This window comes from Sporosarcina pasteurii (assembly GCF_041295575.1).
Taxonomy (GTDB): Bacteria; Bacillota; Bacilli; order Bacillales_A; family Planococcaceae; genus Sporosarcina; species Sporosarcina pasteurii.
Genome location: NZ_CP160452.1, coordinates 3,035,626 through 3,059,377, shown reverse-complemented (window position 1 = coordinate 3,059,377; position 23,752 = coordinate 3,035,626). Strand labels below are relative to the sequence as shown.

Genomic DNA, 23,752 nt, shown 5'->3' with positions numbered 1-23,752 from the left:
ACGATTATGAGCTTGTAAAATTAGTAAGCCCCAGACGCGTCCGGGGCTTTTGTTTTACGAAACTTTTTTTGAAACGACAGGGTACCCAAGCTTAGTAAGTGTGTTTTCAATGTCTTCAGCTTGGACCTTGCTTTCATCAAATTGTGTGCGAACGCGGTTGGAATGGAAAAGAACTTTTATTTCCTCAATTCCCTCCATTTTCTCCAGTGTGTTTTCGATTTTCTTCACACAAGTCGGGCAACCAAGTGGTTCAAGATTAAAAACAGCTTTTTTCATATTGTTCATCCTCCAAAGTTTTATTTTGTATCTAAAGTATAAGGTGAATGTTCATCGCGGACCTTGACGTGCATCAAGTTCTGGAAAATTTATTAGATTATTTGAACACGCAACCTTTTAGTGTTGCTTTTCATCTTTATACATGAAGTATAGGGTGATTACTTAAAGGGTACCTTGACGCATATCAAGATTGATAGGAAAATTTAAGGTTTTGATAAGTTGAGGTTTTTGTTACTATTGTAATGTGTCAAAAGTGCTAAATTCGAGAGTGGATTATCATTTTTTAGTAGCTAGAAGTTGTTCATTCCATATGAAAAGTTATATGATAAATATAAGAAAGGACAAGGGATTGAACAATGTTAGAGAAAGAACAGTCATTTATTGACTTAAGAAGAAATATACTGTTAGTTATTTTACCTATCTTATTTCTTAGTGCTTTAGTTTCGATAGTTGTAAACATAGGTAAACAAGAAGTTCATTTTGATTTTATTATAAAAATGTTTTTGGCTTGTACTTTCATGATTGGCTGGTTTGCAGCTTTAGTCAGATGGAAAATGAAATTATTGGAATTAATTATACTGTTTGGTTTGTATGTCTATCATTGGCTAAAGGTTACAATATTTGTAAGAAGTCATCTAGGGGTTGTAGGAACGGTTCACTTTGATTCATTTGTCGTTTGGCTTCCGCTCATCATAATTTTTACATATGCCATTTGGAGTAAAAGGTTAGCGATAAGGCTCTCTTTACTGTTACTTATCGGTTCAATCATTCCTAGTGTGTATTATATAAATGAATTAAGTGCGGCATTTTTGGAATATTTTGCCCAGCTTATCTTAGCGATGATTGTCTATATTTTGGTACTCATTTTTTCATTTAAAATCATCAGAACGCATGCAGAGGTAGAAATCATGCGCCGTCAATTACGAGTAGATCCACTTACACAAGTTGGGAATCGTTTTCAAATTGATGAGTGGATGCAGTCGTTTTTGGGCAAAGCAAAGGAAGATGAATATTCTATTATTTTCTTTGATATCGATCATTTTAAAGAAATTAATGACCAATTTGGACATAATATTGGTGATGAGGTATTACGTGAATTGGCGCAAGTTGTTCAAAATGAACTAAAGAAAAATGAGCATTTTGGCCGGTGGGGCGGTGAGGAGTTTATGATTATTCTTCGTGGGTCAGAATGTGCTGCATATAGGCTGGCGGAAATTTTACGCCAAGCCATTGAGTCTCATAATTTTACTGGTATCCATCGGTTGACAGCAAGCTTTGGTGTGACTGGATATATTCAAGGAGATACGACAGAATCTATGTTATTAAGAGTGGATCAAAGACTTTACGCATCTAAAAACGTTGGAAGAAATATCGTCACAGGTAGAATAAACGAATAACCCTTTTTCTTCAGTCGATTCTGCATTATACTTAGAGTGAACGTTGATCCGAATAGAAAGGAATAGGCGCATGAAACTTATTTATAGTGGTAAAACGAAAGATGTATTTGAAGCTGAAAATGGTCAAGTATTACTAAAGTTTAAAGATGACGTAACAGGTGAAGACGGTGTTTTTGACCCGGGTGCCAATACAGTCGGTTTGACAATTGAAGGCATGGGCCAATCAGGTTTACGCATGACAACCTATTTTTTTGAAAAACTTGCGGAAATAGGAATTCCAACGCATTTTGTGGAATCTAATCTAGATGAAGCTACGATGCTTGTAAAGTCAGCGAAAATGTTCGGTGCAGGACTTGAAGTGATTTGTAGGTATCGAGCAGTTGGCAGTTTCTTAAAACGGTATGGTGCATACTGTGAAGAAGGAAAACCATTAGATGCGTTCGTTGAAGTCACGTTAAAAGATGATAAGCGAAATGATCCACCTATTAATCAGGATGGACTTGCACAATTAGGGATTTTAACAAAAGATCAATACGAAACACTCGTCACGTTGACGAAAGAAATATCTTCCGTTGTGAAAAATGAGTTGGTCGCCAAAGGCTTAGAACTTTATGATATTAAACTTGAGTTTGGTCTGGATGCAGAAGGAAACATGATGCTCATCGATGAAATTTCTGGCGGTAATATGCGCGTATATAAAGATGGACAATCTGTACAGCCACTTGAATTAGAAAAAATGTTACTCCAGTAAAACATGATGAACACTAAAAAGACGAGACACATTCACATTGTTGGATGTGTCTTTTCTGATGGTATTTGGATAACCTAGCGAGAGATAAACATAGGCCGTTGACAAAAACAATTAATCATCATATAATTAACTTGAATTCAAGGTAAATTAAAAGGTTGTTTTAAGGTTATTCGTTTTTTAACACGCGTATTAGAGTTAATAAAAAACCTGTGGAACAAGATATAATTTTTTTAACCACATACCTTGAATTCGAGATAATTTAATATGAAGCTTGATTAAAGTATTTAGTTAAAGGGCACCGAATAGTACGTCTGATTTTGTTCCATTAGTTCATGATAGAGGACCGGAGTAAAATGTTGGTTACATCGTTCATCTTTTAAGGGGGCGGTTTAATACAGAGTAATATGGAAATAATTTTAGAGAAGGTGGAATAAATGGGTTTCTGGAGTAAATTATTTAAAAAAACAAAGGAGATGGATAATATGTCAAACGTAAAATTAGCAATCGTATTCTATAGTATGGGTGGAACGAATTATCAATTAGCAAAGTGGGCTGCAGAAGGCGCACAAGAAGCTGGTGCAGAAGTTAGAGTGCTAAAAGTACAAGAATTAGCGCCGGAGTCAGTTATTGATGGAAACGAAGGTTGGAAAGCAACTGTTAATGCAACGAAAGACGTTCCAGTCGCTACTTCAGAGGACATTGAATGGGCAGACGCAATTATTTTCAGTACACCAACTCGTTTCGGTGTCATGGCATCCCAAATGAAGCAGTTTATTGATCTTCAAGGTGGATTATGGGCAAGCGGTAAAACGATTAACAAAGTTGTAAGTGCGATGACATCCGCACAAAACCCGAATGGCGGTCAGGAAGCGACATTACATTCATTATATACAGCGATGATGCACTGGGGTGCGATTATTGCGACTCCCGGATACACTGACCCTGTTGTATTTGGTGCAGGCGGAAACCCATATGGAACAAGTGTAACAGTAGACCAAGATGGCAAGATGGTTGATGACGTGGAAGCTGCAGTCAAACATCAAGCAAAACGCACAGTAACTGTTGCGGGATGGGTTAAAAAAGGGAATCAATAAGATAGTTTTTAAAGAGTCAATCAACTTTGATTGGCTCTTTAAGTTTAAATAAACCGATTAGAACCTATCCTATCAATGAAAAAGGATTAGGGAGGAATTTTTTTGAAGCGAAATGTAGTCGGAGTCATTTTGTTAACTGTGTTTGTTATTCTCGCTGGTTGTGGGAAATCCAACACGAAAATCCCGGTGAGTGGGAATAGTACAGACATGATTAAAGCGCCACTTATCAACACGGAAGGGACAGAAATGGGCGAAGTCACGATAACGGAAGATAATAAAGGTGTGACGATTCGGGTAGTGGCAGAAGGTCTTACACCAGGTACACACGGTTTTCATATTCATGAAAAAGGGGAATGTACACCTCCAACGTTCGAGTCTGCTGGTGGTCATTTTAATCCCACAAATAAGGAGCATGGGTTTGAAAATCCAAAGGGCTTTCATTTAGGTGACTTACCAAATATCCAAGTAGAAAAAGACGGTACTATCGATGCTACAGTGACAACAGCGGAAGTGACGCTTCAAAAAGGAAAGGAAAATTCAATTCTGGATGAAGACGGAAGTACCATTATGATCCACGAAAATGCAGATGATTATAAAACGGATCCAGCGGGAAATGCAGGAGATCGAATTGCTTGCGCAGTAATCGAGTAAAAAGTTGAAAATCCCTTTCAAATGCGAAGACGCATCAGAAAGGGATTATTTTAATAGAAAATTTTCAGTGTAATACGGTTGTTCTTGTTCATTAAATGCAACGCCGATGCCTAGATGGCTGTAAATATCTTGTAAAATATTCTCCCGATGACCTTTGGAGTTCATTAATCCTTCATGCGCAAAAATACTGCTAGATTGTCCATACGCGAGATTCTCTCCAGCTGCACGAAACGTAATACCGTCGGATCTCATTCGATCGAATGGCGAAAGGCCTTCCAAATTTTCATGACTAAAATAATTATGTTCGGCCATGTCAATGCTATGGAGGAGCGCAGTTTGTGCCGCATTCTCTTCCCACTTCAACGCTGGAAGCCCATGTCTGACGCGAGCTGCATTTGTTAAATCAAATAGTTGGATTTCAAAACCTTTTCTTAGTGTTTCGTTTCCAGGTGCGTAAATCCCATTTTTAGTATGTTCCAATGAACTGGAAACGAGTTGAATGGCAGTGACCTTGTCATCTTGATGTAAATCATAAAAGAAGTAAGCGTACAGATCACCGACTTTAAATAGGTCAAATCCCTCGCTATCTTGCAGAATATATATGTTCAATCCTTTTCGAATCTCAGTTAACGGTTCTCCGTACCTTTCTCTGACGACAGCTTTAGATGTGCCGTATTGAACCCCAGCGTCCGATGAAATCAAGTCATCATTTGTGTAGATTGCATTGATTTTCCGTTCATTGTCATAAGAAATCATAACGAAATTATGGTAATCTTGATGATATGTAGACCAGTTTGTCCCATATTCATTATGCGAAACTTGTAAGGGTTCACCTAGTGTAGCGGTGACCGTTTCTTCAGCATTCCCAATTTCAAGATTATGAATTGAAATTTGACTCGTTTTAGGCTCTTTCAATGTAGGTTTTTCAACGTTATTCACTTCATGATCTTGGACGTTTGTTTCTGCTAAAAAGAAAAGAATTGCTTTATCTGCTTGATCGCTAATAAAATGTACTGCTGTTTCGAACGGCTCACTCGTTAAAAATGCTTTTAATTTATTATCAACAGGCTCTAAAAAAGATAAATCCATATATTGTGAGACGGGCTTTTCCCATATAGGCTTAGCTAAGTAAATTGTGAATAACAGTAGAATCAATAGAAAAAATCGTTTCAAGGGCAATTCCTCCTTCCTTTCATTGTAACCTGTAAAGGTAGGTTGAATACAGTGTAATTTATATTTTAGATTACATTCATTTCCTATTTAACATCGTGAAAAGGTATACTAGAGTGACGATAAAAGAACGGAGTATAGATGATGGCTATTTCTAAAAAAATGATGAATGCGCAGGCACTTGCGAAAAATGAGCATCTCTTCCGCTGTCCGATTTGTTCATTGACAATGGAATTTAAAGAGGATGCGCGTCTTGTTTGCGAGAAAAATCATTCATTTGATTTATCGCGGCAAGGGTATGTAAATTTGGCGCCGCAAGCACATGTTACAAAATACGATAAAAGGCTTTTTGAAGCTAGAAAAACGATCATAACAAATGGTTTTTTTGACCCATTACTTGAACGTTTAACAGCATTGGTTGATGAGCGTGTACAAAATAAACAAGCCCCAACAATCATTGACGCAGGCAGTGGAGAAGGTTCTCATTTGGCGAGTATTGTATCAAAACTTTCCGATGCGACCACTGGAGTAGGCATTGACCTGGCGAAAGAAGGTGTACTGGCGGCGGCCAAAGATTATCCAGGGCATATTTGGCTCGTTGCAGATTTGGCTAATTGTCCGTTTCAAGATGATACGTTTGATGTCATGTTAAACATCTTATCTCCAGCCAACTACGCTGAATTTACTAGGGTTTTAAAACCGGCAGGGATGTTTGTGAAGGTCGTACCTGAAAACGATTATTTAAAACAATTGCGAACCATTTTTTATGACGACGCAGAACGACAAAATGAAGGAAACCCTGTTGAGAGAACGGGGGAATATTTTAACACCGTGAAAACGGAACGGATCACATATGATTTTCCGTTAAATCAAATGCTATTAGAAAAGTTAATCCAGATGACCCCACTATCATGGGGAGCTAGTGAGGATAAAATTAAGTCTGCATTACAATCCGAGATTCCAGCTGTCACCGTTGATTATACAATTATCATAGGGACCAATGAATAAAAGCTTATTCGAAAGAAGAGGAGGTTAAATATGTTTGCAGTTTTAAGTAGTGTCCCAAGTTGGTTCTATATTATTGCCGTCGCTGTTGTCATTGCATTTATCATTATTGCGGAATGGAAAACTCGTTAAGGGAGAGGTTGTTCGTGCAGAAGGCAAGAGGCAAGCGCCAACGTCCTAAGTTATCCGAGTTTCATGAAAAAATGGCTATTGAAGACATTGGACCAAGTGAACCGTATATTGAAAAAGTCCATTTTAATGGCGGCTATTTCGTTAGTTCTGAAGACGAGCGTTTGTCATTTGATGATGTTATTTTTAAACATGTCCGGTTTACAAACGGCGACATGCACGGTGCGGAGTTTGTTGATGTCGTTTTTGATACTTGCGATTTCTCAAATGTGCAGTTTCAGCATGCTGTGTTCCATAGATGCGAATTTAGAAACTCAAAACTGACGGGAACTGATTTTGCTAATGCTAAAATTGGCCATACTTTATTTATTGAATGTGACGGGAAATATAGTAACTTCAGTTTCTCAGGAATGAAAGAAGTGGACTTTATGTCCAGTCAGTTCATGGATAGTGATTTTTATGAATGTCATCTAAAACAAGTGCGCTTTTCGGAATGCAAGTTGGATCACACAAATTTCTCGGAAACGGATATGGCCGGGATTGATTTATCGACAAACACATACGAGCAAATTGAGGTTACTGTTTCTAAGATTCGTGGATGCATCGTCTCGAAAGAGCAGGCGCTAGGATTTGCACGCGTGTTAGGATTAAAAATAAATGAAGAATGAAAAGAGTGAAGATATGTTAACTTTTGAAGAAAAACAAGCAATCATTGAATCCTTTCCGGAATTAACACGTAAAGAGGTATCGATGAAACGGTTAAATTACCATTTTGAAGAAAGTGCTTATGATAAAAAAATCGTTGTGCAACATTTACATCCAAATGGCAATGGTTTCGTTTATGTTGCGGACATTCCAGGTTATGAGGCAGATGATCGTGGTCTTGTGAATATTCGTGAAGCAACTGAAGAAGAGTTGCGCAAGATTATCGCAGATTCAATTCAAGCGCTTGGACATGAAGAAGTGGAAGTGTCTGTCCAACAAACTTGGGTGAATGGGGACAATACGCTAGAGTTAAAGGAAGAAGAAGGCTACTGGAATGTGTATCACGGCTTAAATTTAGAAGATAGTTTTGGTGATTATGAAGAAGCCGTTACCTATTTAAAGGAAGAGCAGTTTACTTTAAAAGAGGAGTGAACAAAAGATGAAAGGAAGAACGCTTGTTATCGGTATCGTTTTATTCGTCATCATTGTTGTTGGTCTCATTTATTTCATGATGATGTCCACGATTAATCAAATCAAAGAGGAAAAAAACGAAGAAACATCGATGGCGGTCATTCAAGTTGTAGAAGATAGGCAACACGTGACCATTGAGTAGTTTTTTTCAGTCTTCATACATAGCTATTTCTTTTTTCAAAGAAACAGTGAGGAAAATAAAAACGGTTTTGCGACCTTGAGAAGGAGCAAAAACCGTTTTTTATTAATTTCTACGTTCAAATCGACGGTTATCCGAGCGGTAAAGTCCTTTTCCGAACGGCAACCACCAGTTCCATTTTCCGAACAACTTCATCAAACTTGGTACGAGAAGTAGGCGGATAATTGTTGCATCAATTGCGACCGCAATCGCAATTCCGACACCGATTTGTTTCACAGGTAGAACGTCGGTAAACGCGAATGCGCCAGTTAACACAATCATAATAAGTGCGGCTGATGTAATCACCTTGCTTGTCGTGGCTAATCCTTCGACAGTCGCTTTGTCATTGCTAAATGAAGTTGCATATTCCTCCTGCATGCGTGAAATTAAGAATACCTCATAGTCCATACTCAATCCAAACACAAGACTGAACACAAGCACAGGAATAATCAATGCAATCGTGCTTGCGGGAATTCCAAAATGACCATATTGGAAAATATATACAAGAATCCCGAACGTTGCCGCTAATCCAATGACGTTCATTAAAATTGCCTTAATTGGAATTAAAAGTGAACGGAAGGCAATCATTAAAATGAAGAAAGTCGACACGATAATGACTGCGAGCACGAGGCCAATTTTATCCCAAATTTCATCAAAGATTTCCTGGTTGAATTTTGGTTGTCCGCCAATCTTTAAGTTCCAATCTGTCTTTTTATCGCTCCACTCACGAACCCACTCTTGTGCTGTATCAGAAGCACCTTCCGCGGCAAGCGTGACTGGTATCATTAATTTTTCATTTTGAACGAATGTTTCTAGTAAAGGTGCCAAGTTCGCTTCCATTTCAGGCACCATCATCGCCTGATTCCACTGGTCTACAGTTGAAATTTCGCTTGCAGTAAAAATGGTTGTTACTTTATCAACAAGTGAATCGTTCGCGAGTGTTTCCTCTAACTCTTTTATCGCTTGCAACCCGTCTTCGTCTTTCCAACCGTCTTTTCGGTCAGCAATGACATAGACAGTTGAAGTGTCTGTGAGGTTAAAAGTGTCCTCCATTAATTCGAACGCTTCTCGAGAATCGTATGACTCCGGCAATGAATCGATTTGTGGAATGGTTAACTCGATATTTTTCACTGGAATCATAGCGATAGCAAGTAAAACAGTCGCCAAAATCGTAATCACCACAGGACGCTTAATGACTTGATTGGCAAACTTACGCCAACGATTTGCGCCGTTTTCATTCACCTTTATAATGCGCCACTTATCGATGCGATCGCCTAGTGCAATTAATGCGGCAGGCAACAATGTAATCGAACTGAGAACCGCCATCGACACAACAATCATGCCGCCAATGGCAATGTTTTGGAATAAATCAACTTGGATCAACAGCATCGCCCCAAGTCCAATAAATACACAAAATGCTGAGAAAATAACAGAGCGCCCAGCTGTACGAATGGTCATATGAACAGCTTCAAGAATGGACGAGTGGGCACGCTCCTCGCGATAACGACTAATGAACAACAACGCAAAATCAATACTGAGCGCCAGCCCAAGCATCGGAATAATATTTAAAATGAAGATCGACAAATCAATTTGTCCACCTAAAATCGTCAAAATCCCGAAAGACGAAACGACGGTGACGATGCCAATCATTAACGGAACAAGTGAAGCCACAACCGTTCCGAATGCAAAAAGTAAAACAAGTATCGCAATCGGAAGGCCAATCGCCTCCGCGGTAATTAAATCTCGCTGACTCGCCTCGTTAATATCTTTGGAAATCGCAGAAGAACCTGTCAGCGTAATTCCTTTTTCATCACCAATCGCCTCGCGAATATCCGTAACAACTTCCGGCATATTATCTGCATCGCCATCAAAGTGAAGCATCGCATAAGCAACATTCCCGCTTTGTAAAGCATCATCATTTAAAGGGGATTCAATTGAAGATGTGAGTTTAAGTTTTTCAATCTTATCTATCGTTGTTTCTATTTTTTTATCAGTTACGTCATTGAAAACAACAAACATTGTTTCCACAGGCATATCAAATGTATCTGAGACGATATTCATCACATCGGCATGGTCTCCATCCATCCGAAACCCATCGCCTTCGAGCATACTTGGTAAGCGAATCGCAAAAACAGCCATAAAAGCAAAAATAACTAACCAAGCAATGATAATTGCTTTATGGGCACGTGTAATAAAGTTAGCAAGTGTACGCAATGGCCAATCCTTCTTTCTATTGAATAGTTCAATCTATTCTTCTATCGTAACGGATTTGGGAAAGAAAGTCTTTTATCGTAGATTAATATTCATGGAAGGAATGCAACGCTCTAGCGAAAAGTCGCAACGTAATTGGAATAGTACGCAACGTTGGCAGGGGGATGCAACGTTTAACGAGAAATTTCAGCGTATTAGGGGCCAATAAATATGTATTTTATTCAAAATAAAAAAGCCATTCCTTTTAAGAGAATGGCTTTGAATGGTTAGTTCAAATTAGTTTTTTTCAACGTTTGAAGCTTGAAGTCCACGGTCGCCTTGTTCGATTTCGAATGTTACGTCTTGGCCTTCTTCAAGAGTTTTGAAACCTTCACCTTGGATAGCTGAGAAGTGTACGAATACGTCGTCGCCGTCTTCACGCTCGATAAATCCAAATCCTTTTTCTGCGTTAAACCATTTTACTTTACCTTGTTCCATCTTTGTTTCCTCCTTGTGTGCACTTTGCACACATTGTGTTACTATCCTTGCTCAAGTCTTGAAGAGGTCAAGCTTTGCTGTGACCATTCTGCTGTCGAACAAAAATAATTCTTCTTCATCATAACAGGTAATTAAGCTTAATGCAAGTAAATTTTCAAAATTAATTCAAAGATTAACTGGTTTGAACTGTTTGATTGATTAATTTTCAGAAAAAACATTTTGTCTGAAACTTTTAAGGAGGCGTTACGTATAGATAGGTGATGAAGAAATTGAAGGCGAAGGAGGCGATCCTATGGAGTTGTTCGGGCTCCCGGTTGTTCAAGTTTATTTATACGTGCTGATTATTTCTGGTCTTATCACAATTTTATATGTATTCTTCAGTGACGTTGCAGAGGGGATAGGCGAAGTCAGTCCGTTTCTTGACCCGGCTGTAATCTTATCATTCATAACATTCACGTCGGCGGCGGGATATATTTTAGAATTACTTGTGGAATGGCATAGTGGTGTTGTTTTGGCAGTTGCAATTGCAATCGCTATTGTCCTAGATATCCTTCTATATTTCTTTGTCTTACTACCACTTGCTTCTGCGGAAGTTTCGCTCGCTTATACGGATGAGTCACTGATGGGGCAAGTTGGTCGTGTAATTGTACCAATTCCAGTTGATGGGTACGGTGAAATTGTGATTGAAACAATCAATGGTCGAATTTCTAAACGTGCCACTGGGTATGAAAATACCGCAATTGACTATGGAAAAGAAGTGTTAATTATCGAAGTGAAAAATGGTGCATTTATTGTGAAGGAATATGAGCCTTTTCGCTTCGCAAATCATGAGTGAAAAAAGGGGGAAATGGTATGCCAAGTATTTTTGTTGTTGTGGGAATCGTTGTTTTTATTTTACTAGCGGTCATTCTCGTTTATATTACGAAGTATCGTACGGTTGGTCCAGATGAGGCGCTCATTGTAACGGGAAGTTATCTCGGTACAAAAAACGTACATACGGATGATTCCGGAAACCGAATTAAAATTATCCGGGGTGGCGGTACGTTCGTATTTCCGGTATTTCAACAAGCCGAGCCGTTAAGTTTATTATCAAGTAAATTAGAAGTAACCACTCCGGAAGTGTATACGGAGCAAGGTGTTCCGGTCATGGCAGACGGAACAGCGATTATTAAAATCGGTGGGTCTATTACCGAAATCGCTACTGCTGCTGAACAGTTTTTAGGAAAATCAAAAGAAGATCGTGAAAATGAAGCGAAAGAAGTGCTAGAAGGTCATTTGCGTTCAATTTTAGGATCGATGACAGTTGAAGAAATTTATAAAAACCGTGATTTATTCTCACAAGAAGTACAACGTGTCGCATCGGAAGATCTATCTAAAATGGGTCTTGTCATCGTTTCGTTTACGATTAAAGACGTGCGCGATAATAACGGGTATTTAGAGTCGCTCGGTAAACCACGAATCGCACAAGTAAGACGTGATGCGGATATCGCAACGGTTGAAGCCGAAAAAGAAACGCGTATAAAAAATGCGGAAGCATCAAAAGAAGCGCAAAAGGCTGAACTTGAGCGTGCAACTGAGATTGCCGAAGCGGAAAAAGAAAATCAGTTAAAAGTTGCTGAGTATCGCTTAGAGCAAGACCGTGCAAAAGCCCAAGCCGACCAGGCGTATGAATTGCAAGCGGCTCGTTCCAAACAAGAAGTTATGGAACAAGAGATGCAAATTCAAATTATCGAACGTCAAAAGCAAATTGAACTTGAAGAAAAAGAAATTTTACGTCGTGAAAGACAATACGACTCTGAAGTGAAGAAGAAGGCAGATGCGGATCGTTACGCGATTGAACAAAATGCAGCTGCTGAAAAATCTAGACAACTAGCAGAGGCGGATGCAGAGAAGTACCGCATCGAAGCACGAGCTGCGGCGGAAGCTGAAAAGGTTCGTCTTGACGGGCAAGCGAATGCGGACTCTTTACGTGCGCAAGGTGAATCCGAAGCGGATATTATTCGTTTGAAAGGTCTTGCAGAAGCTGAAGCGAAGCGTAAAATTGCGGAAGCATTCGAACACTACGGCCAGGCTGCTATGCTTGATATGGTGATTCGCATGATCCCTGATTACGCGAAAGAGGTTGCAAGCCCACTAGCCAATATCGATAAAATTACTGTGGTCGATACTGGTGGTGGCGAAGGCGGCGGTGCCAATAAAGTCACGTCATACGCAACAGATTTAATGTCAACGCTACAAGAAACGTTAAAAGAAACATCCGGAATTGACGTGAAGGAAATGTTGGAAAACTATGCAGGAAAGCATAATATTCGTCCGAGCATCGACGCGCTAACGCATGAAGTGAAAGCTTCTAAGCAGCCGTCCAATGATGCAGATAGTCAAACAGAAGAAGCATAATCATAAAGAACCTAGCCACTTATTGCGAGTGTGCTAGGTTCTTTTTTATCTAGACTGACATTTTTGTGTTTGGGGGACATTCTATGTAATTGTACGGACATCCCAGTTGATAGGGAGGATATCTTTAATAATAGGGCGGGGTTTCCAATTGAAAGAGCGGACAACTTCATTTCAGCGAATATCCTTCGTGATTGGGGTGAAATCCCGGTAGATTGCCATCAATCACAATAAAATCTTAAGAAATCCTTCATAATTATCCTAGCTCTCCCTTAAGAAGTGAGTTTTATAATTGGTTTAGCAATAAAAACGGAGGGGAACAGAGAATGATTCGAGTAATGAATTTAAGTCATTCTTTTAAAATCGGTAAAAAAGGTAAAGAGAAAAATATCCCGGTATTAAAAGATATAGATTTCGAAGTATATAAAGGAGAAATGGTTTCGATTGTTGGGAAGAGTGGGTCCGGTAAGTCGACCTTTCTTCATATTTTAGCTGGCTTTATGGTGCCAGAAAGAGGAAAGATTCTTGTCAATGGAATCGAAACATCTACATTTAAAGAAGCGGAAAGCGCGGCGTTCAGACTTGAAAACTACGGGTTTATTTTCCAGAACTTTCAATTGATGCCTGGCTTAAATGCCTTTGAAAATATTGAACTGCCTTTAAAGCTGCAAGGAATACATGCAGAAGAACGAAAGAGGAAAGTTGAAAAGCTTATGAACGAAGTTGGGTTATCCCATGTAGCTGACCATTACCCAAACGAATTATCGGGTGGGCAGCAACAGCGGGTGAGTATCGCAAGGGCGCTGATTACAGACCCACCCATCATTTTTGCTGACGAACCGACCGGCAGTTTGGATTCAGAAACGGAGCAAGACGTATTGCTGTTGATTCAATCGCTTAATAAGACGCGCGGCATCACATTTGTCATGATTACGCATGATGAAGAAGTCGCTCAAACCGCGCATCGGGTGTATTCGATGCATGATGGGCAGTTAATGGAAGGGAGTGCTGAACGTGCAATTTAAAGACCAAGTCGATTTTGTTCGGCAACATATTTTGAAAAATAAAATGCGTGTTTTTATGACGGTTCTCGCTGCAACGATGGGTACGGCGTTCTTAATCGTCTTGGCTTCAGTCGGTTTTGGTCTTCATGAAACGCTGCGAGACGAAATGTTATCGAATCGTCTCGTTACTGAGATTCAAGTATACGAAGGAGAAACATCGGGCGCTCCGTCGGATAAAGTGGAGCAGTTTACACAATTAGCTCATGTGAAAACTGTTTTAAATCAACAACGTTTGGGAACGAATCAAATGACAAAGATGGGCTCGTTTGCAGGGTATCATGATCTCGTTGTTTCTGACTTTGCAGAAGAAGCAAAAGTTGGTTTCGAACTACAAGAAGGACGACTTCCAGAAAAGTGGAATGAAGTTGTCGTAGGGAGTCATTTTGGTCAATCTTTATATGAAGATGTTGAAGTAGCGGATGGTGAAGAAATCCTAACATATACTGGAAAGTTAATTGGTGAACAGTTTTCGTATGCCATTGAAAATGCTGACGGTGAATTTGCCGAAGAAGAAATTGAATTTACCATTGTCGGAGTTGGAAAGAATCCGACAAAAGAATGGGAATACGACCGACGTGTGTTTGCGGATGACTCTGTAATTCCAGAGTTGGAGAAAATCTACACTGCAAATACGGAACAAACGAATACAACAGATCTTTTTTATCAAAATGTCTTTGTATACGCAGATAAACTAGAGAACGTGAGTCAAGTGTCGACTTCAATTCGGGATGAAGGCTTTTACGTGTATTCAATTTCAGATGAATTAGATCAAATGGATGTGTTTTTCTTAGCACTAAAAGCCGGACTTATTTTCGTTGGAACGATTGCGATTTTAATTGCCTCGATTGGTATATTCAATACGATGACGATGGCGGTGACAGAACGTACACGTGAAATCGGTGTCATGAAGGCGATCGGGGCAAAGCCAAAGCTTATTCAACGCTTATTCATTATGGAAAGTGCTTGGATTGGTGTTTTGGGAACGGTCATCGCGATCATTCTTTCTTATGGGGTAAGCATGATTGCGAATTATTTATTGCCAATCATCGTCATGTCAGCGCTTGGGGAAGAAGATTTAGAAGGTTTAAATATAACGTTTTCAGTGATTCCTTGGCAATTAATTCTCATCGCTTCTGCCATTAGTATTGGTGTTGCGGTATTGTCAGGTTGGCGTCCTGCTCGTAAGGCGACTAAAATTGACGTCATTCAGGCGCTTAGACAAGAACTTTAATGAAAAAACAACTGCATACATTTTGCAGTTGTTTTTTATTTAGCAGTTTAACCGTTAACTGCAAGAGTGAAATCAATGAAAGTACTTTTCTTCAACCTAGCAACTAGTGAAAGCGTTTCTCTTTCATCTAGCAACAATAGAATTGCATGGTATAATAGAGAAGATATTGAATATTACATAGATGGAAGGCGGAGTAAAGATGGATTATCGTATTGAGCATGATACTTTTGGTGAAATCAAAGTTCCAGCTGACAAACATTGGGGTGCACAAACGCAAAGAAGTAAACAAAACTTTAAAATTGGCACAGAGAAAATGCCATTGGGTGTTGTACGTGCTTTTGCCCATTTGAAAAAATCAGCTGCAATTGCGAGTCATTCTTTTGGCAACATCTCAGAAGCAAAAATGAAAGCGATTTCCGCAGCGGCTGAGGAAGTCATTGAAGGCAAACTTGATGACCACTTCCCACTTGTCGTATGGCAAACTGGAAGCGGTACGCAGTCAAATATGAACATGAACGAAGTCCTTGCACATCGTGGGAATGAACTTTTAGAAGAATGGGGCGAAGAAGAACGTCTACACCCAAATGATGACATTAACAAATCTCAAAGTTCAAACGATACATTCCCGACAGCACTTCACGTAGCAGGTGTACTTGCTGTACAAGATCAATTACTACCGGCCATTGATAAATTAAAAACAACATTTGCGGAAAAATCTGCAGCATTTAACGACATTATTAAAATTGGTCGTACGCATTTGCAAGATGCAACGCCAATCACATTAGGACAAGAAATTAGCGGCTGGCACCGTATGCTTGAAAAGACGGAGAAAATGATCGCGGACAGCGTCGAATCCATGAAAGAACTTGCAATCGGTGGGACGGCTGTTGGGACCGGCTTAAACGCACCAGCAGGATTTGGCGATAAAGTCGCTGCTGAAATTAGTAAAGCGGTAGGAATTGAATTTACTTCAGCGTCAAATAAATTCCATTCATTAACTAGTTATGATGAAGTTGTCTACGTGCACGGTGCAGTTAAAGCACTAGCGGCGGACATTATGAAAATCGCGAATGACGTTCGCTGGTTAGCAAGTGGTCCACGTTCGGGTATTGGTGAAATTACAATCCCAGAAAATGAGCCAGGCAGTTCAATTATGCCAGGAAAAGTAAACCCGACGCAAAGTGAAGCAATTACAATGGTTGTTGCACAAGTGATGGGGAACGATGCAGCGATTGGATTTGCGGCGAGCCAAGGAAACTTCGAGCTAAACGTATTTAAACCGGTTATTATTTATAACTTCTTACAGTCAGTTCAATTACTAAGCGACTCTATCATTAGCTTTAATGATAACTGTGCAATCGGCATTGAGCCGAACCGCGAAACAATCGACGGACTACTGAAAAATTCATTAATGCTTGTGACAGCATTAAATCCACATATCGGTTATGAGAATGCGGCGAAAATCGCAAAAACAGCACATGAAAATGGTACAACATTAAAAGAAGCTGCACTTGCAACAGGATTATTAACAGAAGAGCAGTTTGACGAATACGTTGATCCATCTAAAATGATTGGAAATTCATAAGAAAATCATGAAAAAGGCGTCCCCGTTTACTGAAGGGACGCCTTATTTATAATGACAGGGGGAGTCATCGATGACGTTGATTAATAAACCGTTTGTTGCTTCATGGAGTGGGGGAAAAGATTCGGCGATGGCTTATTATCGCGCGTTTAAGACGGGAGCAGTCCCAAAAAAGCTATGGACAATGTTTGAAGAAGATAAGAAAAGGTCGAAATCACATGCATTGCCAATTGAAGTAGTCCAGGCACAAGCAGAACAACTCGGTGTTCCATTAATGATAAGTGGAGCGGATTGGGCAGGTTATGAAGAACAATTTTTAAGTGCAATGAGATCTTGCGTGGAAGCAGGAATATCTTATGGAGTCTTTGGTGATATCGATCTAGAAGACCATTTAGAATGGGTTCGTAAAAGTTGTGAAAAAGTGGGGATGACGGCGATTCATCCATTGTGGATGGAGCCGCCACGAAAACTATTAGAAGAATTCATAGCTGTGGGGTTTGAAGCTTATGTCATTGTTATCGATGCGAAACGAGTGCCAGCTCAATTCATTGGTAGAAAATTTACGATTGAACTAATGGATGAACTGGAAGCGCTTGGCATCGACTCATGTGGTGAATCCGGTGAGTTCCATACGGTCGTTGTAGATGGACCAATCTTTCAAGAACGTGTACCAATTAAGTTTGATGAAGTGATTGTTCAGAACAACTATCACTTTATGCCGGTTTCATTGGAAGTTTAAAGTTCTTGGTAATCTCTTTGGTGACGTCCGCCGTCTTTAATTTCTGCATGGTAGAGGGCTTTCAGCGCATACTCTCTTTCTAAATCATGTTCTTTCATGATCTTTTTCATGCGACTTTCTAATTTTGGGCTAATTTTCATTAGCTGTTCCATTTTTTGAACTGAATATTTCATAAGTATTACCTCCAAACTTTCAATTCGTTCCAGTATAGCATTTATTTTGCCTAAGCGAACAAATGCTATACTAAAGAAAAACATTTGAAGTAAAATGAGGGATTTAATGTATAAAACAATAGGCGTATTAGCGCATGTAGATGCCGGAAAAACAACTTTTTCTGAGCAGCTACTTTATCATACAAATAGTATTCGGCAAAGAGGCCGTGTTGACCATCAAGATACGTTTTTAGATACACATGATATCGAAAAAAGTCGTGGCATTACTGTATTTGCAGACCAAGCTATGTTTACATACGGCGATTCAATGTATACCCTGATTGACACCCCTGGACACGTCGATTTTTCACCCGAAATGGAACGAGCCATTCAAGTGATGGACTACGCGATTGTAATCATTAGTGCGGTTGACGGTGTGGAAGGACATACCGAAACGGTGTGGCAATTACTACGTAAACATCGTATTCCGACATTTTTCTTTATCAATAAAATAGACAGGGAAGGCGCAAATGTTGAAAATGTCATACAGGATATTCAGGTGAATTTAACGGCGGATGTGTACGATTTCACAAGTGCATTTGAAGAAGGCGTGATGCAAGAGGGGTTAGTTGAATTTATTGCGGAGCGCAATGAAGCACTTCTCGACCACTATTTGGAAGTTGGTTATGATGCAGCATTATGGTTAGAAACGTTAAAAACAATGATTACAGAAAACCAAATTTTCGTTTGCACAAGTGGTTCCGCATTAAAAGATATTAGTATTGTTGAATTTTTAGCTCTGTTAGATACTTTAACAGAAACAACTTACTCTGATGAAGGGGAATTCGCCGCAAAAGTATATAAAATTCGCCATGACGAGAGCGGGAATCGTGTAACCTTTCTTAAATCTTTAAGTGGTATCCTTCGCGTGCGGGATGAAGTGAAGTACGGTGAGCATGCGGATAAAATCACACAAATCCGACTGTATAACGGGAGTAAGTATCAAGCGGTTGATAAGGCTCATGCAGGAACCTTGTTCGCTGTGACAGGCTTAACAAATACGACTATTGGCGATTCGATAGGTGCATTGGAAGCAAACACAACTTTTGAATTAGTGCCGACTTTAACATCCACTGTCGAGTATGATGCTTCGATTCATGTAAAAGAAGTATTGAAATGCTTCCATATGCTAGATGCCGAAGACCCTTCATTACATGTGATTTGGAATGAACATTTCGAGGAAATCCATGTCCACGTGATGGGAGCCATTCAGCTGGAAGTACTGAAACAGGTCGTGCAAGAACGTTTTGGCATGGAAGTTCATTTTGGTACGCCAAAAATCCTTTATAAAGAAACAGTCGAGACAACTGTCATTGGTTATGGACATTTTGAACCGTTACGACATTATGCGGAAGTTCATTTGAAAATAGAGCCTGCAGAACGAAATAGCGGAATCTCTTTTGAAAACAATTGCCATGCCGATCACTTATCTGTAGGTTATCAAAATTTGATCCGTCAACATATATTTGAAAGAGAGCATAATGGTTTATTAACAGGTTCTGGCTTAACAGACGTGAAGATTACATTGCTTACAGGAAGAGCACATAATGAACATACGTCTGGCGGTGATTTCCGAGAAGCAACATATCGTGCGCTTCGACAAGGGTTGGAACAAGCACAGAATATTTTGCTGGAGCCTTATTATGACTTTAAAATAAAAGTTGAACTCGATATGATGGGGCGTATTCTATCTGATATTCAACAAGCACACGGAACTTTTCAGCCGCCAGAAACAATTGGTAACCATACAATGATTACCGGGAAAGTCCCAGTTGCTACATTCATGGACTACAGCCAAACTTTTGCGTCTATTACGAATGGAAAAGGGGCGCTTAGTTTGAAGTATAGCGGTTATGATGTCTGTCACAATGCTGACGAAGTCATTGATATGATTGGCTATGATAAAAATGCTGATCCTGAATATACTTCCACATCGATTTTCTGTGCGAAAGGAAAAGGTTATTCTGTTCCTTGGGATCAAGCGAAAGACGCAATGCATTGTTTATAAAATATAAGAAAACGCTACCCATGCTAAATTCGTGGGTAGCTTTTTTCATTATATAAGTTTTATGTTGGAATTATTGAGGTGACTAGTACTTCATTCGTATTTCAAAAAGGACAGTATGATTTGCTTCTTGTGGATTGGATGCTGCCGGAAATGGATGGAATTGCAATTTGTCGAAATGTGCGGCTCGTAAGTGATATGCCAATCATTATGATTAGTGCGCGAAAGGAAGACGCAGATAAAGTAGAGGGGCTGGATCGGGGAGCAGATGATTATTTGGCGAAAACGTTTAGTCTAGCTGAACTAAAGGCCCGTGTAACTTCATAACTAAGACGTTGGCGACGATATCGAGGCGAAATATAAGCGCCCCTCAAAGTTTCCTATATACATGGGTTAACAGTAGATTGGGATAAGGAAGTTGTCATGCGGAACGAAGAAGAAATACTTTTAACACCGAAAGAATATGAATTACTGAAATTGGTCGCAAGTCATCCGAATCGTACTTTTACAAAATAAGAAGGGCTGCAAAAGTAATTGGGTAAGAAAAGGAACATACACGCGTTTGTGTAACCCGTTCAGTTCAATGGTACAAAAGTTGTAATAACAAGCGAAATAACATCGAATTAGAACAACAATCAGCATCGCAATTAGTGGCGCTTTTTCATCATTAAAAAGGGGTTTTATAGTAAATGTGGTACGATAACAGTAGGATATATATATTCAATGTTCCGCATTCGGAGTCAAGAAAAGAAAAAAACGTCGCGGTTTTTTCTATAAACTGCGACGTTTGATTTCTATTTCAAGCAGTGTAATAAAATCTATATCCAATAATAATTTTCTTGCAAGTTGGTAGGCTTCGATTAATGCAGAATCTGATAAATGACGCATAGTATACCTAATTTCTTTTTTGAAATACGTTCAGCTGGCACCTTGATATCTTTTTTTCAGGGAGGGATCTGTTCCAAGCCATCCACGTTATTATCATTGCTACAGCAGAAATGATTTGACGACTAATTCTGTTGTGAATTTACTGATAGGAACTCGCATTTCCCTTGGAAAAACGGTAATCCTATAGCGCTCACTTTGTATAAAGCAGTTCGCTATTGTCGTTCAAACTTTCTTTATTTAATTAATAATCCTCCGGAAATCCCTGGATTGGTCATATCATAAGGATCTAAAATTAAGTTTAGTTCATCATCGGATAAAATCCCGTATTGTTTACAAAGTTCACGGATCGATTTATTATCTACAATCGCTTCACGTGCTATTTTTGCAGCTACTTCATACCCGATATGTGGATTAATGGCTGTAATAACGCCTACACTATTTTCGACATAGTCTTTCATTTGTGTTTCGTTGGCCTTGATTCCTGAAACACAATAATCCGTAAATACCTGGAACCCATTATTCATAATGTTAATGGATTGTAGTAAGTTGAAAACAAGTACGGGTTCCATGGCATTCAGTTCCAGTTGACCAGCTTCGGATGCGAGACATATCGTATTGTCATTTCCGATTACTTGAAAAGCGATTTGATTAATGACTTCGGCCATTACAGGGTTTACTTTCCCTGGCATCATCGAAGATCCGGGTTGTCTGGATGGTAAATTCAATTCATTTAATCCTGCCCGTGGACCAGATGCCATTAATCTTATATCATTCGCTATTTTCGACATGTTCATCATACATACCTTTAGCGAAGCGGAAACTTCGGTATACACATCCGTATTTTGAGTCGCATCTACTAGATTCTCAGCTGCAAGTAAGGGGAAGCCACTGATTTTCTCTAAGTGTTTAACGACGGATAGGATATATTTCGGCTCAGCATTGAGTCCGGTTCCGACTGCAGTAGCGCCCATATTTACTTCGTACAGATGTTGACGTGATTGGGAAATTCGTTTAATATCTCGTGAAATTACACGACTATACGCTTCAAACTCTTGTCCTAAACGGATTGGTACCGCATCTTGTAGATGAGTACGTCCCATCTTGATGACATGATCAAATTCAATTGATTTTAATTTGAACGCATTATACATGCTTTCCATGGTGACTAGTAACTTTTCTGAAAGGGCTAGTGTAGCAATATGAATAGCGGTAGGGAATGCATCATTTGTTGACTGAGCCATATTGACGTGCGTATTTGGGCTTAAAAAATCATAATCCCCTTTTTGTCTGCCGAGTATCTCTAAGGCGCGATTGGCAATAACTTCATTGGCATTCATATTGATAGAAGTCCCTGCACCTCCTTGTATCGGATCGACGATGAACTCATTATGCCATTGTCCATCTATTATTTCATCAGCGGCCTGCACAATCGCTTTCTCCAAATGAGAAGGAAGACGGTCGACCTCCCGATTGGCGATTGCGGCTGCTTTCTTGACGATAGCCATAGCTACTATCAATTCTTTATCGATACGATAGCCTGTAATAGGGAAATTCTCAATGGCTCTTAGTGTTTGAATCCCGTAGTAACAATCATTCATCACTTCTTTTTCGCCTAGGAAATCTTTTTCTTTTCGTATATTTATAGTTGTCATTGTTATCAGCGCTCCCTTATTTTATCCAAAAGAGTGTTTCTGGTAAATGTAACTAGCCCTATTAAATCCGTCAGTGTGCAAAGAAGTTGGTGAATATCACGATGGCAGGTACTCCTACTATATCGATTAACATCGATCCGGCTACTGGAATAATGAAAAAGGCTTTTTTAGATACAAGCCCGTATTTGCTCGCAACGGCGTCCATAACAGCAAGTCCGTTTGCAGTTGCTCCTAGACCGTGGCCGATGAATCCGCTCGCAAGAAGTGCAACATCGTAGTTTTTACCTGTAAATTTAAAGACAACAAATACTGCGATCAGGATTATTGCAATGGTTTGAGCTACTAGAATGATAATGAGAGGAACGGCTAAGTCGTACAGTTCCCATATTTTTAATTTCATCATAGCCATCGTTAAGAATAATTCAAGAGCAACGATTGAGATGACATCTATTGTTTTTTGGCTAATAGTAAAGTACTTTTTCTTTTCGTTAATTGAACGGAATACCAATCCTACAAATAAGCTGAAAACATGACCTGGAACAGTAAATCCTGTTGCCACCGTTATCCATTTAGCTGCATTGGTTCCGATTGCTAAAATGATAAAGATTGCTGCAACGATTGAAATAATGCTTTTTGCAGTTATTTCGTCTTTAAAGTTGTTTTTCCCGTCTTCATCCAACTTACTCCATCCTGCGTCGGTTTCGATTTTTAAGTTATTTCTCTTAATCAACCAATTACCAACTGGTCCACCGATCAAGCTTCCCGCAACAAGACCGTATGTTGCAGCAGCCATACCAACAGTCATAGCGCTTTCAGCTCCGGCCTCTTGAATGAATGGTGCCATTGCGGCTGCCATACCATGACCTCCTTCCAATGAAGCGGCACCGGCAACAATGCCTAACAAAGGATCAATGCCAAGTACAGTAGCGAGTGCCACACCGAATCCATTTTGAAAGATAGCTAATCCCCAACAAATGAGTACATAAATGAAAAGTATTTTCCCACCTTTTTTAATTAAATCAAAGCTTCCCCCAAGACCGATCGTGACAAAAAATACGAACATGAGTAAATCACCAATTGTATTGTCTAGTGATATGGTAGGTAAATTAGCTTCAAATAATACCCACGTGAGTAATGCGAAACCAAAGCCGCCAATCACCGGGGCTGGAATACAGTACTTTTCAAAAAAACTGATTTTCTTTCTCCCTAACATCCCAAGAATTAATAATAATGCACCGATTGCTGTCGAAGTGATTAAATTTAGTTCAAGGTCTCCATCTTGAAAAATCATTGAAATCTTCCCCCTCTTGACTAAAGTAATATGTAATTCCAAACGCTTCTAGTTAGAACTTTCTGAATAACTAAAAATTAGTTATAAAAACTATAACATGTGAGGGGGGGCGATAATTATCAGACTCTTTTATTAACCGATAGATAAAATTTATGAATGACTTATTGTACATTAAAAAA

General features: G+C 39.4%; 24 protein-coding genes. 16 read left to right on the top strand and 8 right to left on the bottom strand.

The window, feature by feature from the left end:
* Positions 1–54: 54 nt before the first annotated feature.
* Positions 55–276, bottom strand: coding sequence for a heavy-metal-associated domain-containing protein (locus tag AB1H92_RS14800; protein WP_115363523.1), 222 nt, complete (start codon positions 274–276; stop codon positions 55–57).
* A 356-nt stretch (positions 277–632) separates the two neighbouring features.
* Here AB1H92_RS14800 and AB1H92_RS14795 point away from each other — a divergent pair, with 356 nt between their 5' ends.
* From AB1H92_RS14795 to AB1H92_RS14780, 4 genes are all read left to right on the top strand, one after another.
* Positions 633–1,673, top strand: coding sequence for a GGDEF domain-containing protein (locus AB1H92_RS14795; protein WP_115363521.1), 1,041 nt, complete (start codon positions 633–635; stop codon positions 1,671–1,673).
* 70 nt (positions 1,674–1,743) lie between these two features.
* The gene (locus tag AB1H92_RS14790; protein ID WP_115363519.1) at positions 1,744–2,424 is read left to right on the top strand and encodes a phosphoribosylaminoimidazolesuccinocarboxamide synthase; all 681 of its coding nucleotides are present in this window, start codon (positions 1,744–1,746) and stop codon (positions 2,422–2,424) included.
* Between the two features lie 482 nt (positions 2,425–2,906).
* Entirely contained in the window at positions 2,907–3,518 is a 612-nt protein-coding gene (gene wrbA, locus AB1H92_RS14785; protein WP_115364188.1) for an NAD(P)H:quinone oxidoreductase, read from the top strand.
* A 102-nt stretch (positions 3,519–3,620) separates the two neighbouring features.
* Positions 3,621–4,169, top strand: coding sequence for a superoxide dismutase family protein (locus AB1H92_RS14780; protein ID WP_243835637.1), 549 nt, complete (start codon positions 3,621–3,623; stop codon positions 4,167–4,169).
* Between the two features lie 45 nt (positions 4,170–4,214).
* On the opposite strand, the gene AB1H92_RS14775 is transcribed toward AB1H92_RS14780, so the two are convergent.
* Positions 4,215–5,342, bottom strand: a complete 1,128-nt coding sequence (locus AB1H92_RS14775; RefSeq protein WP_243835638.1) for a CAP-associated domain-containing protein — start codon at positions 5,340–5,342, stop codon at positions 4,215–4,217.
* A 141-nt stretch (positions 5,343–5,483) separates the two neighbouring features.
* Between AB1H92_RS14775 and AB1H92_RS14770 the strand changes: the two genes are divergently transcribed.
* The 4 genes from AB1H92_RS14770 (at position 5,484) to AB1H92_RS14755 (ending at position 7,791) form a co-directional block, all read left to right on the top strand.
* Positions 5,484–6,347, top strand: coding sequence for a putative RNA methyltransferase (locus AB1H92_RS14770; RefSeq protein ID WP_166739577.1), 864 nt, complete (start codon positions 5,484–5,486; stop codon positions 6,345–6,347).
* 143 nt (positions 6,348–6,490) lie between these two features.
* Entirely contained in the window at positions 6,491–7,141 is a 651-nt protein-coding gene (locus AB1H92_RS14765) for a pentapeptide repeat-containing protein (protein ID WP_166739578.1), read from the top strand.
* Between the two features lie 13 nt (positions 7,142–7,154).
* A complete protein-coding gene (locus tag AB1H92_RS14760; protein ID WP_115364185.1) occupies positions 7,155–7,610 on the top strand; it encodes a hypothetical protein in 456 nt (151 codons plus the stop codon).
* 7 nt (positions 7,611–7,617) lie between these two features.
* Positions 7,618–7,791, top strand: coding sequence for a hypothetical protein (locus AB1H92_RS14755; protein ID WP_166739579.1), 174 nt, complete (start codon positions 7,618–7,620; stop codon positions 7,789–7,791).
* 102 nt (positions 7,792–7,893) lie between these two features.
* Here the strand turns inward: AB1H92_RS14755 and AB1H92_RS14750 are convergent, their stop codons facing one another.
* Positions 7,894–10,041 carry an MMPL family transporter gene (locus tag AB1H92_RS14750; RefSeq protein ID WP_115363513.1) on the bottom strand — a complete coding sequence of 716 codons (2,148 nt, stop codon included), beginning with the start codon at positions 10,039–10,041 and terminating at the stop codon, positions 7,894–7,896.
* A 273-nt stretch (positions 10,042–10,314) separates the two neighbouring features.
* Positions 10,315–10,515: a cold-shock protein gene (locus tag AB1H92_RS14745; protein ID WP_115363511.1), complete on the bottom strand. Its 201-nt coding sequence runs from the start codon at positions 10,513–10,515 to the stop codon at positions 10,315–10,317.
* Between the two features lie 292 nt (positions 10,516–10,807).
* On the opposite strand from AB1H92_RS14745, the gene AB1H92_RS14740 reads away from it, so the two are divergent.
* From AB1H92_RS14740 to AB1H92_RS14715, 6 genes are all read left to right on the top strand, one after another.
* Positions 10,808–11,350 carry a hypothetical protein gene (locus AB1H92_RS14740; protein ID WP_115363509.1) on the top strand — a complete coding sequence of 181 codons (543 nt, stop codon included), beginning with the start codon at positions 10,808–10,810 and terminating at the stop codon, positions 11,348–11,350.
* Positions 11,351–11,367: 17 nt separating this feature from the next.
* Positions 11,368–12,912, top strand: coding sequence for a flotillin family protein (locus AB1H92_RS14735; protein ID WP_115363507.1), 1,545 nt, complete (start codon positions 11,368–11,370; stop codon positions 12,910–12,912).
* Between the two features lie 323 nt (positions 12,913–13,235).
* On the top strand, positions 13,236–13,934 hold the full coding sequence (locus AB1H92_RS14730; RefSeq protein ID WP_115363505.1) for an ABC transporter ATP-binding protein: 699 nt from the start codon (positions 13,236–13,238) through the stop codon (positions 13,932–13,934).
* Positions 13,924–15,204 carry an ABC transporter permease gene (locus tag AB1H92_RS14725; RefSeq protein ID WP_115363503.1) on the top strand — a complete coding sequence of 427 codons (1,281 nt, stop codon included), beginning with the start codon at positions 13,924–13,926 and terminating at the stop codon, positions 15,202–15,204. Before AB1H92_RS14730 ends, AB1H92_RS14725 begins: the two co-directional genes overlap by 11 nt.
* A gap of 199 nt (positions 15,205–15,403) precedes the next feature.
* A complete protein-coding gene (gene fumC / locus AB1H92_RS14720) occupies positions 15,404–16,789 on the top strand; it encodes a class II fumarate hydratase (RefSeq protein WP_115363501.1) in 1,386 nt (461 codons plus the stop codon).
* 70 nt (positions 16,790–16,859) lie between these two features.
* The gene (locus tag AB1H92_RS14715) at positions 16,860–17,525 is read left to right on the top strand and encodes a diphthine--ammonia ligase (protein WP_172481061.1); all 666 of its coding nucleotides are present in this window, start codon (positions 16,860–16,862) and stop codon (positions 17,523–17,525) included.
* On the opposite strand, the gene AB1H92_RS14710 is transcribed toward AB1H92_RS14715, so the two are convergent.
* Positions 17,522–17,698 (bottom strand): hypothetical protein, encoded by a 177-nt coding sequence (locus AB1H92_RS14710; RefSeq protein ID WP_166739580.1) that lies wholly within the window; start codon positions 17,696–17,698, stop codon positions 17,522–17,524. The genes AB1H92_RS14715 and AB1H92_RS14710 overlap by 4 nt on opposite strands.
* Positions 17,699–17,804: 106 nt before the next feature.
* Between AB1H92_RS14710 and AB1H92_RS14705 the strand changes: the two genes are divergently transcribed.
* Together AB1H92_RS14705 and AB1H92_RS14700 are read left to right on the top strand one after the other, a co-directional pair.
* The gene (locus AB1H92_RS14705) at positions 17,805–19,745 is read left to right on the top strand and encodes a translation factor GTPase family protein (RefSeq protein WP_115363499.1); all 1,941 of its coding nucleotides are present in this window, start codon (positions 17,805–17,807) and stop codon (positions 19,743–19,745) included.
* A gap of 78 nt (positions 19,746–19,823) precedes the next feature.
* Positions 19,824–20,069, top strand: a complete 246-nt coding sequence (locus tag AB1H92_RS14700) for a response regulator transcription factor (protein ID WP_243835639.1) — start codon at positions 19,824–19,826, stop codon at positions 20,067–20,069.
* A 444-nt stretch (positions 20,070–20,513) separates the two neighbouring features.
* Here AB1H92_RS14700 and sda read toward each other — a convergent pair whose 3' ends face one another.
* The 3 genes from sda to AB1H92_RS14685 all read right to left on the bottom strand — a co-directional run bounded on the left by sda (position 20,514) and on the right by AB1H92_RS14685 (position 23,573).
* Positions 20,514–20,630 (bottom strand): sporulation histidine kinase inhibitor Sda, encoded by a 117-nt coding sequence (sda, locus tag AB1H92_RS14695; protein ID WP_115363497.1) that lies wholly within the window; start codon positions 20,628–20,630, stop codon positions 20,514–20,516.
* A gap of 233 nt (positions 20,631–20,863) precedes the next feature.
* A complete protein-coding gene (aspA, locus tag AB1H92_RS14690) occupies positions 20,864–22,282 on the bottom strand; it encodes an aspartate ammonia-lyase (protein WP_115363495.1) in 1,419 nt (472 codons plus the stop codon).
* A 70-nt stretch (positions 22,283–22,352) separates the two neighbouring features.
* Entirely contained in the window at positions 22,353–23,573 is a 1,221-nt protein-coding gene (locus AB1H92_RS14685; RefSeq protein WP_115363493.1) for a sodium/glutamate symporter, read from the bottom strand.
* Positions 23,574–23,752: the final 179 nt, after the last annotated feature.

Coding starts and splice junctions, on each gene's coding strand:
- AB1H92_RS14800 (WP_115363523.1), bottom strand. CDS start 276: ATGAAAAAAGCTGTTTTTAATCTTGAACCACTTGGTTGCCCGACTTGT.
- AB1H92_RS14795 (WP_115363521.1), top strand. CDS start 633: ATGTTAGAGAAAGAACAGTCATTTATTGACTTAAGAAGAAATATACTG.
- AB1H92_RS14790 (WP_115363519.1), top strand. CDS start 1,744: ATGAAACTTATTTATAGTGGTAAAACGAAAGATGTATTTGAAGCTGAA.
- wrbA (WP_115364188.1), top strand. CDS start 2,907: ATGTCAAACGTAAAATTAGCAATCGTATTCTATAGTATGGGTGGAACG.
- AB1H92_RS14770 (WP_166739577.1), top strand. CDS start 5,484: ATGGCTATTTCTAAAAAAATGATGAATGCGCAGGCACTTGCGAAAAAT.
- AB1H92_RS14760 (WP_115364185.1), top strand. CDS start 7,155: ATGTTAACTTTTGAAGAAAAACAAGCAATCATTGAATCCTTTCCGGAA.
- AB1H92_RS14755 (WP_166739579.1), top strand. CDS start 7,618: ATGAAAGGAAGAACGCTTGTTATCGGTATCGTTTTATTCGTCATCATT.
- AB1H92_RS14745 (WP_115363511.1), bottom strand. CDS start 10,515: ATGGAACAAGGTAAAGTAAAATGGTTTAACGCAGAAAAAGGATTTGGA.
- AB1H92_RS14740 (WP_115363509.1), top strand. CDS start 10,808: ATGGAGTTGTTCGGGCTCCCGGTTGTTCAAGTTTATTTATACGTGCTG.
- AB1H92_RS14735 (WP_115363507.1), top strand. CDS start 11,368: ATGCCAAGTATTTTTGTTGTTGTGGGAATCGTTGTTTTTATTTTACTA.
- AB1H92_RS14730 (WP_115363505.1), top strand. CDS start 13,236: ATGATTCGAGTAATGAATTTAAGTCATTCTTTTAAAATCGGTAAAAAA.
- fumC (WP_115363501.1), top strand. CDS start 15,404: ATGGATTATCGTATTGAGCATGATACTTTTGGTGAAATCAAAGTTCCA.
- AB1H92_RS14715 (WP_172481061.1), top strand. CDS start 16,860: ATGACGTTGATTAATAAACCGTTTGTTGCTTCATGGAGTGGGGGAAAA.
- AB1H92_RS14710 (WP_166739580.1), bottom strand. CDS start 17,698: ATGAAATATTCAGTTCAAAAAATGGAACAGCTAATGAAAATTAGCCCA.
- AB1H92_RS14705 (WP_115363499.1), top strand. CDS start 17,805: ATGTATAAAACAATAGGCGTATTAGCGCATGTAGATGCCGGAAAAACA.
- sda (WP_115363497.1), bottom strand. CDS start 20,630: ATGCGTCATTTATCAGATTCTGCATTAATCGAAGCCTACCAACTTGCA.
- aspA (WP_115363495.1), bottom strand. CDS start 22,282: ATGACAACTATAAATATACGAAAAGAAAAAGATTTCCTAGGCGAAAAA.
- AB1H92_RS14685 (WP_115363493.1), bottom strand. CDS start 23,573: ATGATTTTTCAAGATGGAGACCTTGAACTAAATTTAATCACTTCGACA.